Here is an 11,931-nt window from a genome sequence, read left to right as displayed (position 1 = left end):
CAGTCGAGGTCAGTGACGCGACTGGCGAAGCTCCTAGAAGCTACCGGACGAGCCCGACCAACCGCCCGATCCCCAGTCATCACCCGAGCCCGATGCGCTCGACCAACCGTTGTTCTTCTCTTCCTCGAGCTTCTTGCCCACGGTCGACGGGGGGACGTGGACCTTGGGTGTGAAGGGACGGGTGAGGCCGTATCCTTCGGGATCCTCGACGACCTTCTTGACCGCGTCACCGATCGGCTTGACGAGCGGCTTAACGAAGTCCTCAGCTGCGCGGAGAGGCTCGAGGAGCGGGTCAGTGATGTAATCGATGAGGTGTTTCTCTTCTTTTTCCTCTGGCGGACACTCGCGAACGGGCTCGTCCAGGGGGGAGCGCTTCGGCTTGTCGCTGCTCGAAGAAGAGCCCTCACCGCAGCAACCACCGCCGGGGGTACCGCATTCCTTACCCACCTCGCGGATCGCGCTGAGGAAGGCGGGGGCAGCTGCCGTGAGGATGTCGAAGAGCGACTTCAGTTCGTCGAAGGCCATCTTCAGCAGGGTCAGGAGGTTCTGAACGTTCCAGGCCTCGGCAATAGCCCGCTCGCCGACAACGACCGCGGCTTTGACGAGCGACGCGCCGAGCGTGAGCCCCGCGAACGCTACTCCTTCAACGGCCTCTCCGATGATGTCCGAGATCAGCTTGCATACGTAATCGTGGGTTTTCTTGACGAGCTCAGCGGCCTTGGCAACCGCGCTGCCCACGGTGGCTGACGCGTCGGCCAGGGTGTTGATCGAAGCAACAACCTGCCCCTGACGCGACAGGTAACGGGAGACCGATTCGCCCTTCATGTTCTGCATGGCGCTGGACGATCCGGAGTCGAGCTCGGATGCCGTCGATCGCAGCGAATCTCCGATGGATGCCCAGGTCATGGCCATGCCGTTGACCTGCGCGGAGTCACCGGTGAGCTGGTCCATCCAGAACTTGAGGGGGTCGACGTAGTTGAGGAGGATATCCACGCCGTAGCTGATCAAGCCACCAAGCCCACCCAGGGCGAGCTCGCCAATGCCTTGGACAGCGCTGAGGGCCGACTCGGCGCCCCCCTTCCAGTCACCGGCATCGAGCTGGATGACAGCGTCGCGGATGTCGCCGATGGGGCCCAGGGCGTCATCGGACCCGTCCATCCACTCGCTGCGGGTATATACCGGCTGTTGCGGGCTCACTTCTTTACTCCTTCAAAAATGAAGCGACGCAGCGTGCGTTCTTCGTCTTGACGCTGGCGGGTCAGGAAGGTCTCGATGTCCTGGTCGCCGTGCTTGTCCTGCTTCTCAAAGAGGGAACGGACATCCTCGGGCTTCGAATCGGGATGCGCCTTCGTGAACTCGTCGATACGCGCGTTCTGGGTCTTCTGCTGTTCGTCGACGAAGGCGCGGAAGCTGGTCTGCTGGTCGTTGCGCTGCTTGGACATGAAGGTGTCGAACTGCTGGGGGGTTGCCTTCGGGTTGTCCTTGACGAACTCGCGGATCTGAGATTCTTCCTCGGTGCGCTGTTTCGCCAGGTAGTCCGTCATCGCGTCCTGCTGGCGCTTCTGGTTGTCCTCGATGAGGGTCTTGACCTCGGAGATGTCCTCACCCGGGTGCGCCTCGGCATAGCGTTCGAGGGCCTTCGCCTGGTCTTCCTTCTGACGGTCGTAGAAGGTCTTCAGGTCGGCGTTTTCGTCCTCGCGCTGCTTTTCGAGGAAGGCGCGGAGTTCGTCCTCACCCACGCAGACCTTGTCGTGGCCGGCGAGCATGCTCGCAATGGAGGTCTCGTCGTCCTTCTTGTCCTTCTCGAGGCCCTTGATGATCTCCTCGGCGTTGTTCGGCTTGGGCATGGTGGCAGTGCCGCTGACGCCTCCGTTCGAGACGCCTCCGCCACCGCCGCTCGATACGCCGCCACCGCCGCCGTGCGAGGGCACACCTACGCCGCCATCTGCGGTGCCGCCGCTGGGGCCGGTGACCGGTGCGCTCGCGCCCGGAGCTACGGAGCCGGGCGGAGTGCCGGGGGTGTCTCCTGCACCGGGAGGCGTGGGGCACGGCTCGAGTTGGTCTCCGGGGCCCTTAATAATGTCTTTATTGTCACGCTCGGCTGCGCGCATCCGCTGCTCGAGGTCGATCAGGCAGTTGCTCAGTCGGTGTTCAGCTTCGGCGGCGTCATTGATCATGGCCGCGATGTTCGAAAACTGGTAGGTACACACGGCTGTGTACTGCATGAACATCAGGCCGAATGCGTTCGTGATGACCTGTCCCAGGGTCTGGGTGGCGGTGTCGTAGCACGCGTCGAGCGTGTTGGCGCAGTTGTCCACCTCGCCCGCGTGGCTCACCAGCCCATCCAGGTCGATTGCGAGATCGTAGTTCGACATTGGTATCAGCGCCCGAGCGAGTTCAGCACGGGTTCCACGGTGGCGGCGTATGCCTCAATCGCGCCACCCTCGTCCTTGAAGTCCTGAGCGACGTGCTCGCGGACGAAGGTCGCCATGTTGCGCCCGGCGTCCGCGTAGGCTTCCATAATCGCCTGCTCAAGCTCGCGGGCACTGCCGCGCATGCCGTTGTCATCGATGGAGATCTTGGTCATGCGACCGTCAGAGTTGACCTCGACCTCGACATCCTGGTTGCTGTCCATGCCAGAAACACGGGCGGACGTCAGTCGCTCGACGAGCTCCTTGATCGCGTTCGCCTTCTTCTCGGCGGCGGCGATCTGATCCTTCAGCATCTGTTCAAATTCTTCGGGCGTCTGCCCCATCACATCTACCATACGGTTATCCTAACCGACTGAGGCGATATGTGGGGAGCTCTTCGACCTGCGAGACAACGCCACGGACAGCGGAAATTCACCGACCAGAAGGTCGTTCAGGATTGACATATCAACACGCACAACCCTGACGCCTCGTCAGTCCCGGTGGTAGCGCGGGCTGGTTCCCAGGTGAACAGGGTATTTGTGCCCATCCCTCAACGCGTTCTTCTCATCGGTGCCCCGATAGACATACGACGGGTCATTCATGATTACTCGCGGGTTCACAACCCCATCCGCATAGTCCGAAATCTCTTGGACTGTGGGCTTTGCCCCGTTGCCTTTTCCAATGAATGGGTGTCTGTTGGAGAGCGCTGTGGGGTCAGACGAAAGAAGGGCAGCGGGATCGATCTCTCCGTAACCAGTTCGGTTGTTCCACTGTCCAGCTCCACTCCCGGTAGCGACCAACGCTTGGAGGATCTGTTCCGTCGTTGCTTCTCGTCCAAAGCGCTGCTTGCCCAACGCGAGGGTCCCAGCGACGACCGGAGCCGCCATGGACGTGCCATTCACGATGTAGTCGTTCCCATCGATCGACGAACGAACCATCACCTCCCCGATAGCAGCAACCGACACTCCATCGCCCCAACTCGAGTAGCTGGCCACTGTTCCGTCCGGTTCGAGTGCGCCCACACCGACAACGCCAGACCAACTCCCCATCGATCGCGGGTCGTTCTCGATGCCTTCATTACCCATGCTGGCGACGACAATCACACCATTGACGACTGCGCGGGCAAGCGCCCACCGCATCTCCTGGGATTCCGGTACGGAAAAGGTCGACGAGATGGAGATAATGTCAGCTCCATCATTAATAGCCTGCTCAATGAGGTTGGGAGCCTGAGCCAAATCACCCGGTCTCGACCAGCTCGTCGAGCAGTCGCCTTCCCCCTCAAGCGCCTCGCGCACCATTTCGTAGTTGTAGATGGTCGCGTCCGGCGCCAAGCCGAAGTCCCGCGCAACAAGCACCTGCGCGATGAAGGTCGCGTGTCGATCCGATTTCTCAACACGTTGCGGGACACACGGACTCTTCAGTTCAATGTGTGCTCCAGCGAGTTCGGGGATCGTCGTATCGATTCGGCCATCGAGCACAGCGACGACGACTCCCCGCCCCGTGTACCCCTGCGCCCGAAGGGAGTCGAGAGAATAACGCGAGTAGTGGGTCTGGTCCGTCGCCACGATTGGTCGTGTGAGCGCCTGCGCTGGCTGCTCGGCAACGACCACACTGCCCACGATAAGCGTGCAGATGCAGAGAAAGACTGCCAGGACACGCAGGGCGCGCCCATGCCTCGTCATCGTAGTCAAGGGCCTTTGTCCTTTCACTGTCCAGCGGGAGGGAATGCGTCAGTCCCGGTGGTAGCGCGGGCTGGTTCCCAGGTGAACGGGGAATTCATTATCCGGGCTAAAAGCCGCATCCTCGTTCACACCGCGGTAGACGTAGTCGTCGTCGTTCCTCATCAACAGCGGATTGACAGTGCCGTCGATGTAATCCTCAACATCCTGCCAGCTTGGCTTCGACGACAGTGTCTTCGATTCGCACGGATTGACGTCAGGCAGCGACGAGGCATTCGCGTTGAGCAGCCCCCACGGGTCAGCTGGCCCGAAGCCCGTGTAGTAGTTCCAGTCGCCGTTACTCCCGGTACCGGTCGTCGTCATGGCCTGCAGGATCTGATTCGCCGTGATCCGGTCGTCGAAGCGCTGCCACGCAATTGCGAGGAAACCCGCGACGATAGGCGTCGCGAAGGATGTTCCCTGCATCGTGAACACTTCTCCGCTGGTACCGCTGCGCACGACAATCGAGCCCAGAGCAACGGTTTCGACGCCGTTGCCCCAGTTGCTGTAATCGGTCAGCGACCCGTCTGCATTGATGGCGCCCACTCCGCAGATCCCGGACCACAAGGGCAGCGTATCCTCGGGATCTTCGGTGGATTCATTCCCCATCGCGGCAACGACGATGACGCCCTGGGAAATGGCCCGCGCCATGGCCCACCGCAGATCTTCGTTGTACAGCGGGTAATTGCTCGAGATCGAGATGATGTGAGCGCCGTCGTTGATCGCTTGCTCGATCAGCAGCGATGTATCGGCCTCGCCCCGCGCATACACGCCGGCGGTCGCACAGTCGGCGCCCACTTCCTCCTCGCTGTACCCCAGGTCGTAGGTGTACAGGGTCGCTCCGGGGGCTACGCCGAACTTCGGCGCCACGAGGACCTGGGCAACAGCCGTGCCGTGATCCGCGTTTTCTGGCAGGGACCGGACCGTGCACGGGCTCTTATTTTCGATTGTCGCGCCGGCCAGCTCAGGAATGTTCGGGTTGACGTGCCCATCGATCATGGCGATGATCGCTCCCTCGCCGTTGTACCCCTGGCTGTGCAACGAGCTCAAGCGATAGAAGGAGTAGTACTCCTGGTCCGCGCCGGTCACCTCCCGATCGACGGCGTTCGCGGGAGCGGCCGGGACGAGGCCGCCACCGACAACGAGCGCGAGGACGCCCGTCCCGAGGCCGCACATGCGCCGCCAGCGACGCCCAGACGACAGCGTCACGCGTCGTCCTCATCATCCTTGTCGGCGGCCACGGGCCTGCCACGCAGGTGCGAGAGGATCACAAGGCCACCAAGAATCGCCGCACCCATGACGACGATCCCGGAGACGATGTAGGTGCGAACCGTCAGGATGTTGTTACTGTTCGCCAGCGTCGGAGATGCCACGGCCGGACGGTTCGGAACGGGGTGGGCCGCCTGATCGGGGTGCGGGGGCCCGTACCTCGTGCCGATGTCGTCGAAGGTAAGCGCGTCGTAGGGCGCGACGATACCCCAGCCGAGCTCGTTCGTGCGCTGGTCGGCCGCACCGCGCAGCGCGGTGACCTCGAGGCGGTACTTCCACATATCCGGAGACTCGTTGGGATACTTGGAGGCCACGAGGGCCGCGAAGCCGCCCGCGTAGGCGGTCGCGTAGGAGGAGGACGGCAGAGGCGTGTCACCCGAGTAGCCGCCGACCAGGCAATCAGCCTGATCAAACCACGTCGTCAGGATGACCGCGGCGGGCACCGCCAGGTCCACATGAGCCCCATGCACCTGCTGGTCGGACGCGAAACCGTAGGCGTCCGAGGCGGTGACCGCGAGGACTCCCTCGTAGGCTGCGGGGTAGACAACCTCGTTGTTCTTCTGGTCCTGGTAGGTGTTGCCGGTCGACGCGACGACGAGCGAGCGCCCGCGCACAGCCTTGACCGCTGCCTCCAGGTCCGAGTTCGGATCCTTCGAGGACTGGGCGACGACGATAATCTGGGCGCCATTGTCAGAGGCCCAGCGGATGGCTCGAGCGACGCGTGACATGAAGGGTTCTTGCCCCGGCTTGTCGGCGTTTCCCTGCTCGAGGCCAGTCTCGATGCGCACCGGGAGGATCTTCGCTTCCGGAGCGACACCAACGAGGCCCGACCCCTTCGCCGCGGGAAGCTGGCGAGCAGCGATCGCACCGGCGATCGCCGTGCCGTGTTCGCCAACGTCGACGCGACCATCGGTGCCTTCACCGCTCAGGTCGATACCGGGCAGGACCACGGAGGGATCCCCCGAGTTGAAGTGTTCATTGCCCGCGGCAACGCCAGAGTCGACGACCGCAACCGTCACGCCGGCACCGCGCGTCAGGTCCCAGGCACGGCGCACGCCCACCTGGTCGAGGATGAGGGGCTGCTGCTTGATGTAGCGGGGAGAGTCTACCGGGCACGTCTCTTCTGAGCGCTGCTCGGGGGCCTCCGTCGGCGCATCGGAGGGAGGCGCCGTGGGTGTGGGACGAACGCTCGGCGTGGGTGCCGGGTCCGCGTGCGCGATCGTCGGGCCGAACGCAGAGGATGCCCCGGCCTCGTCCGAGGGGGACGCAGGGGCGAGAACCGGCGCGAGCGCGAGCCCCGTCGCCAAGGCGGCACCGACGAGGCCGTGGCGGAGCGACCGGGTACGCGCGAAGCCCCGTGTCACGAGAGCCCCACTGATGAGGCTGCCGCCTGTGGAGTCATATCGGTTCCCGGCGGAATCAGGTTCGCCCACGTCTCTGGGATCGCGGCGACATCATCCTGTTTCCATCCCAGGGCGTTCATCGACACAGTGGGCGTCGCTCCGAGCGAATGGATGTATCCCTGGTCGGATACGAAGGCGTAGGCAGCTGCCTGGCCACCCGCCGACGTGATCGCGACGAGCGCCCCGGAGCCACCCGCCACCGTCACGGTGCGCGTCGTGGTCGGCCCGGAGGGCGAGCTCACGGACTCGGCATCATACGAGGCCTGGACGGCGCGCTGATACGGCATCGTGTAGAGCCCGAGCTTGGGCACCGCCTTGTTCGTCGTCGACATGTGGGCGCACAGGGCCGTTCGGTTCGACGCGTCAGCCTTCTGGTCATTCCACACCGGGTCCGAGAAATCCTCGTAGCGCGGCCAGTCCTCGCCGATGAAATCTGCATGGACGGGAGTCACGTCCTTGAACATGTCCGTCCCAAACTGCCTCGTGGCCGGGGCGTCGCGGTACAGACGTGCGGCCGTGGAGTTGAACACCGCCAGCTGGGAAGAATTAACGACCAGGTAGGAGAACTGGACCTCACCCTTCGCGTCGGTCTGCTCGACGACGGTGCCGATCGTCAGGTTCGCGTCCTTCAGAGGGCCCGGAAGGTCTGTCGCGGGCGCACCTGCATTCGGGATTTCGCTGTAGCTCCAGGATCGCAGCGGCGTGCCGGAGGGGAAGAGGTCCACCCACTGCGGGTCCACCTCGACGGGGTAACCGACGCGGTTCTGGAACGCCAACGTCCAGTCGCTCAGACGGGAATCCGTCTCGTCGATGAGGTACTTCTTCTCGGTCGCTGCGTCCACGAAGTAGATGGTTTTACCGTGGTCAGGGGTAACGAGCGCGGAGACGGCGGGTGTCAGAGGGAAGTTCTCTTCCGGCAGCTTCTGCCCGATCCAGGTGTGGTAGGTGTCCTCGAGGTCGCAGGACAGCCAGGTGCTCGCCAGCTGCTTGCTGGTCGGAACGTCGTCGGGCACGCCCGGCAAGCCAATCTGGGCGCCGCGCGGCTTGTCGTCGAGGGACGAGGCGCTGGCGGAGATCACCTCGAGGGTGCCTTCCTGGGACAGGAGGCGCGCCGTCGTCACGTTCGAGATCGGGTGCAGGACACCGTTCGCGAGGAAGTAGCGCGCGCCCGTGGACTTGACGTCGACGAGGACGAAGTTCTTGCTGTCCAGGTTCGGGTTTGCGTTGAAGAAACGCATGCCCACACCGATGACGCACATGATGATCGCGACAAGCGCGCCGAAAATCAGAGGCCGTACCGGGGACGGCGGATCGACCTCGCGACCACCGGGGGTACCCGATGTGAACGCCGTAATCAGACGGTGACGGTTGAAGCGCTGGGCTTCGAGAATATCTTTACTGGACGGCATGACTTACCCCCACAGGTAGACGGCCAGAGGGATCAGGACAAAGAGCGAGAGCACCGAAATGGTGTCCGCGATGCGCGTGAGGTGCGGACGTGCGCGGGGGCCAACGACGTTCGTCACCACGAGGACGAGGGCGGCTGCAATCGCGCAGAAGGTCACCCACGCCAGGCTCGTCGGGTTGGCTCGGGTGGCGAGCGTCGCAGAGACCAGGATCGTCGTCAGGCCCGTCAGAGCACCGAGGAGCACCTCGACGCGGGCGCGAATCGAGCGTGTCTGCAGAATCAGGGAGGCGGAGCCGAGGACGGCCAGGATGAGCGGAATGGACACCGAACGCAGGGTGGGCGCGCTCAGCATCGATACCGTCAGGAAGAGCGCCGCGAGGCCGCCGCCCGCACGCAGGGAGACGACGAACACGAAGGAGGTACTGACCTGGTCGGTGACTCCTTGCGCGGGGATCTGCTCGGCAGTATCGGCGTCCAGGATCCTCACGGGAATATGCGCAAGAGCGATCCACGGCGCGACCTGCAGGAGGACGACGACGAGGGCGAAGAGGAGGGCGGACACACCGACCTGAGACAGGGCGCCAACCTTCACCATGAGGCCGGTGGCGGCGATCATCGTTCCGAGAACAAGCGGAGCCGCAATGGAAATCCGGTACTTCTTGGGCAGCGTCAGCACCGCGAGCGAGCCGACGAGCACGCCGAGACCGACGAAGATCCAGCCGCCCGCGTCCCACTGGCTCTGCGAGAGCCGAAGCGCCGAGGCGGCGGTCAGGAAGGGAACAGTGTGCGCGAGCGCAATTCCGGAGGGGCCGGCGTACTTGCGGCTTACGACGATGGACGTTCCGACGACAAGGAGCGCGGAGACAATGCCGATTGCACCGTAGACGAAGTTGAGTGTCCTGACGCGGCCGGGATCCAAGGAAACGAGGGCGTCCTGAGGCGTGGTCGCCAGGAGGACGGCGGCAACGAAAATCAGGGCAGCAGCGGAGAGCGCGGCGAGCGTGCGAGCATTGTCACGTGTCCAAGGCGTGGACACTCTTTCAACGACTTGCCCGACGGCTTCCGTCAGGTCGTCATAGACCATATCGGCGGCTCCCTCACCGAGGGGTTCGAGCGTCAGCGCGGCACCGGCGCGCACCCCCTGGGCGGACAGAGACGCGGACTGGTCGAGGAGTCGGCCCGACGCGGTTCGCACCGCGAAACCATCGTTTGCGGGCTGATCACTGAATGCTCCGGCGGATTCAACGAGCCCCGGCAGGAGTTCGACCAAAGGGATCGTCTGAGGGACCGTGACATCACTTCGATCCACGCCGTAGGTAATCGTGAGTGGAATCATCGCCACTCCACGAGATGTTTTCGATGCCATTGGATCCTCCCGGTTGCCGCGTGATGGGGTCTGTGGCTACACGACACAACCCTGTAAGTCTAGGTTGTCGGTCAGGTTTTGTCATGATTTTTGCGTAACATCAAAAAAAGAGATGAAAACATGGTTAGTATTCATGTGTCCCCATGCTCTCACGCATCCCGCGAGAGAGTTCACTCATACAAATGGAGGTTCACATGGCAGACCAGCGGGCCGTAGATGGCGCCCTTGCACAGGGCGTCTCCGCGATTGAGTCCACCTACAACGACCTGCAGGGCCACTTCCGTCGCCTCGAGGGCGACCTGTCGACCATCGGCAGCTCGTGGCAGGGCAGCGCCTCGGTTCAGTTCACCCAGCTGATGCAGCAGTGGCAGGACAACGCGGCGAAGGTTAACCAGGCTCTTCAGGAGCTCGCGGACAACCTGCGTGGCACCGACAAGGCAATGCAGGCCAACGAGGCCGACACCGAGGGCTCGTTCGCGCAGATCCTCGGCGGACTGTGAGAGATTAAGACAGGAGACTGAAGATGGATTTCCAGGTAAATTACGGCGCTCTCGATGGCGCTGCCGCCGACATCAAGTCCGGCGCCTCCAACCTGCAGGGCTGCCTCGATGACCTCGAGAACACGCTGAACCAGCTGCGTTCCTCGTGGGAAGGCCAGGCTCAGGAAGCCTACAACGCCGCTCAGGTCAAGTGGAACCAGGGCCTCGAGGGCCTGAAGGACGTCCTGTCCCGCACCTCCGCGGCCGTGGACTCCGCTCGTTCCAACTACCAGCAGACGGACCAGGCTTCCGCCGCCCGCTTCTGATAGCACCGCGCACACGCGCTGAGGGAGGGTCCGCCCCATTGTCGGGGCGGGCCCTCCCTCGTTTATCCGCCCAGCCCCGCCGGGTGACGACACACCCATCGCGAGGGCAACTCCCTCGCGCATCGACAGCATTTTTCGAAATTAACCGAATGATACAAAATCGCTTACCGCGGTGCCCACACCTGCCCACAAAGAGGCCTACAACAGACATTGTGGCGAGTCTCTCATTCGTGATTGTGTTGGCGACCGTTGGACGCCATGTCTAACTGTCGAAGGTGTTGCGTGTCCGTTTGAGCATCCCTCGGCTCGCGGCGTGCCCCGCTCGCAGATTCGCGCCGGCGCGAGTTCCACAGCGCCCACGGGCTCGCCGTTGTAACGCCTCACCACCGCACCACTCACACCTGCTGGATAACTCCTGCAGCCCCACAGAAAGAGGATCCCGTCGCGGCCAGGCCGCGACGGGATCCTCAAGCAGACAACGCGTCAGCGCACCGAATCCGCATCCGCAAGGACGATCGTGGCACGACGCTCGCCCATGAGGATTTCGGTACCCGCGGGCACCTCGACAGCTTGGCCGCCCGCGAGCGCGGAAATACGACCATCAGGCGTTCGGATCTGCGTGCCATTCGCCGAGAAGGCATCCTCGATCCAGGCACCCGTCGCGGTCGGACCGACGCGCATGTGCGTACGCGACAACGACACGGTCGTATCGGGCACGACGACCGAGCGCGTGCCTTCGACGGACGCGGGCCTGCGGCCGATGGTGAGAGGCTCGTCGATCAGCTCGCGCTGCCCGGAATCGAAGATGAGCCACAGCAGCTGAGCGCGCGCGGGAGCAGCCGGGGCACCCCACTGAGACCGGCCCGCGTCACCCCACTGAGAGCCGCCACCCTGCATCTGCCCGGCCGCGTACGCCTCCTGGGCGGCCTGGCCGGCCTGAACCGCGCGGCGGCTGGGCGGCGGGGCGGACACGCCCGCACCGTTTGCGGCGTGGTAGGGCATAGTTTCGAACGACGGCTCGGAGTACGAGGCCGGGGCTGCCTGGGCGGGAGCCTGCGCAGGGGGCGCGCCCCAGGAATCCTGCGGGGCAGTCACGGGAGCCGCGGGCACGTCGGTTGCCGGAGACGAGAATGTCGGAACGGCGGGCACCTCAGAGGCGGGAGACGAGAAGGTCGGAACGGCGGGCACCTCAGAGGCGGGAGACGAGAAGGTGGGCACCGCCGGAACCGCAGGGGCCTGCGCAGCAGGCGCGTATGCGGGCTGGGTCGGGGCGGGACGATGCGCGTCGGGCATGCCCTGCGGCGGCGCTGCCGGAACCGCGGGCATCGCCGGAGCGGAAGGCACCGAGGGAGCGGAGAGCGCAGCCTGCGGCGCACTGTAGTCGGGCGCGTAGGGGTCGTTGGCGCGCTGTCCCGGAGCAGAGTAGCCGGGCGCGGCCTGCGGCACGGGCGTAAGCGGGGCGCTCGGCGCCCCCCACTGGCCCGGCGAGCTAGCCGGGTGAACGCCGTCGAAGCCGTTGGGAGCTTGGCCGGGGCGCGGACGCTCGGCGTA

At 64.2% G+C, this 11,931-nt stretch carries 11 protein-coding genes; 2 read left to right on the top strand and 9 right to left on the bottom strand.

What is annotated here, in order from left to right; translation table 11 throughout:
* Window positions 1-33: 33 nt before the first annotated feature.
* The 8 genes from HMPREF1137_RS01240 to HMPREF1137_RS01205 all read right to left on the bottom strand — a co-directional run bounded on the left by HMPREF1137_RS01240 (window position 34) and on the right by HMPREF1137_RS01205 (window position 9,545).
* The gene (locus HMPREF1137_RS01240) at window positions 34-1,197 is read right to left on the bottom strand and encodes a hypothetical protein (protein WP_155835387.1); all 1,164 of its coding nucleotides are present in this window, start codon (window positions 1,195-1,197) and stop codon (window positions 34-36) included.
* The gene (locus tag HMPREF1137_RS01235; protein ID WP_007587891.1) at window positions 1,194-2,375 is read right to left on the bottom strand and encodes a hypothetical protein; all 1,182 of its coding nucleotides are present in this window, start codon (window positions 2,373-2,375) and stop codon (window positions 1,194-1,196) included. Before HMPREF1137_RS01235 ends, HMPREF1137_RS01240 begins: the two co-directional genes overlap by 4 nt.
* 5 nt (window positions 2,376-2,380) lie before the next feature.
* Window positions 2,381-2,767: a YbaB/EbfC family nucleoid-associated protein gene (locus HMPREF1137_RS01230; protein ID WP_007587899.1), complete on the bottom strand. Its 387-nt coding sequence runs from the start codon at window positions 2,765-2,767 to the stop codon at window positions 2,381-2,383.
* A gap of 135 nt (window positions 2,768-2,902) precedes the next feature.
* Window positions 2,903-4,093 carry a S8 family peptidase gene (locus HMPREF1137_RS01225; protein ID WP_007587906.1) on the bottom strand — a complete coding sequence of 397 codons (1,191 nt, stop codon included), beginning with the start codon at window positions 4,091-4,093 and terminating at the stop codon, window positions 2,903-2,905.
* A 48-nt stretch (window positions 4,094-4,141) separates the two neighbouring features.
* Window positions 4,142-5,338, bottom strand: a complete 1,197-nt coding sequence (locus HMPREF1137_RS01220; protein ID WP_007587887.1) for a S8 family peptidase — start codon at window positions 5,336-5,338, stop codon at window positions 4,142-4,144.
* Window positions 5,335-6,762, bottom strand: a complete 1,428-nt coding sequence (locus HMPREF1137_RS01215) for a S8 family serine peptidase (protein ID WP_231283989.1) — start codon at window positions 6,760-6,762, stop codon at window positions 5,335-5,337. The genes HMPREF1137_RS01220 and HMPREF1137_RS01215 overlap by 4 nt, the downstream gene beginning before the upstream one ends.
* Window positions 6,759-8,210, bottom strand: a complete 1,452-nt coding sequence (locus HMPREF1137_RS01210) for a type VII secretion protein EccB (RefSeq protein ID WP_007587889.1) — start codon at window positions 8,208-8,210, stop codon at window positions 6,759-6,761. Before HMPREF1137_RS01210 ends, HMPREF1137_RS01215 begins: the two co-directional genes overlap by 4 nt.
* Window positions 8,211-8,213: 3 nt before the next feature.
* Window positions 8,214-9,545 carry an EsaB/YukD family protein gene (locus HMPREF1137_RS01205; RefSeq protein WP_231283987.1) on the bottom strand — a complete coding sequence of 444 codons (1,332 nt, stop codon included), beginning with the start codon at window positions 9,543-9,545 and terminating at the stop codon, window positions 8,214-8,216.
* Between the two features lie 224 nt (window positions 9,546-9,769).
* Here HMPREF1137_RS01205 and HMPREF1137_RS01200 point away from each other — a divergent pair, with 224 nt between their 5' ends.
* Together HMPREF1137_RS01200 and HMPREF1137_RS01195 are read left to right on the top strand one after the other, a co-directional pair.
* The gene (locus HMPREF1137_RS01200; protein WP_007587895.1) at window positions 9,770-10,075 is read left to right on the top strand and encodes a WXG100 family type VII secretion target; all 306 of its coding nucleotides are present in this window, start codon (window positions 9,770-9,772) and stop codon (window positions 10,073-10,075) included.
* Window positions 10,076-10,098: 23 nt separating this feature from the next.
* On the top strand, window positions 10,099-10,380 hold the full coding sequence (locus HMPREF1137_RS01195) for a WXG100 family type VII secretion target (RefSeq protein WP_007587901.1): 282 nt from the start codon (window positions 10,099-10,101) through the stop codon (window positions 10,378-10,380).
* Between the two features lie 483 nt (window positions 10,381-10,863).
* Here HMPREF1137_RS01195 and HMPREF1137_RS10340 read toward each other — a convergent pair.
* Window positions 10,864-11,931: translation initiation factor 2 (locus tag HMPREF1137_RS10340; RefSeq protein ID WP_034496182.1), on the bottom strand; the 1,068-nt coding region annotated here is incomplete at its 5' end.

Source organism: Actinomyces sp. ICM39 (genome assembly GCF_000282935.1).
Lineage (GTDB): Bacteria > Actinomycetota > Actinomycetes > Actinomycetales > Actinomycetaceae > Pauljensenia > Pauljensenia odontolytica_B.
The sequence above is the reverse complement of the archived record's forward strand: the minus strand, read 5'-3'. Positions and strand labels throughout refer to the sequence as shown.

What these genes read in the sequence shown, in the direction of transcription:
- HMPREF1137_RS01210 (WP_007587889.1), bottom strand. Translation starts at nt 8,210, where the DNA reads ATGCCGTCCAGTAAAGATATTCTCGAAGCCCAGCGCTTCAACCGTCAC.
- HMPREF1137_RS01205 (WP_231283987.1), bottom strand. Translation starts at nt 9,545, where the DNA reads ATGATTCCACTCACGATTACCTACGGCGTGGATCGAAGTGATGTCACG.
- HMPREF1137_RS01200 (WP_007587895.1), top strand. Translation starts at nt 9,770, where the DNA reads ATGGCAGACCAGCGGGCCGTAGATGGCGCCCTTGCACAGGGCGTCTCC.
- HMPREF1137_RS01235 (WP_007587891.1), bottom strand. Translation starts at nt 2,375, where the DNA reads ATGTCGAACTACGATCTCGCAATCGACCTGGATGGGCTGGTGAGCCAC.
- HMPREF1137_RS01195 (WP_007587901.1), top strand. Translation starts at nt 10,099, where the DNA reads ATGGATTTCCAGGTAAATTACGGCGCTCTCGATGGCGCTGCCGCCGAC.
- HMPREF1137_RS01225 (WP_007587906.1), bottom strand. Translation starts at nt 4,093, where the DNA reads ATGACGAGGCATGGGCGCGCCCTGCGTGTCCTGGCAGTCTTTCTCTGC.
- HMPREF1137_RS01230 (WP_007587899.1), bottom strand. Translation starts at nt 2,767, where the DNA reads ATGGTAGATGTGATGGGGCAGACGCCCGAAGAATTTGAACAGATGCTG.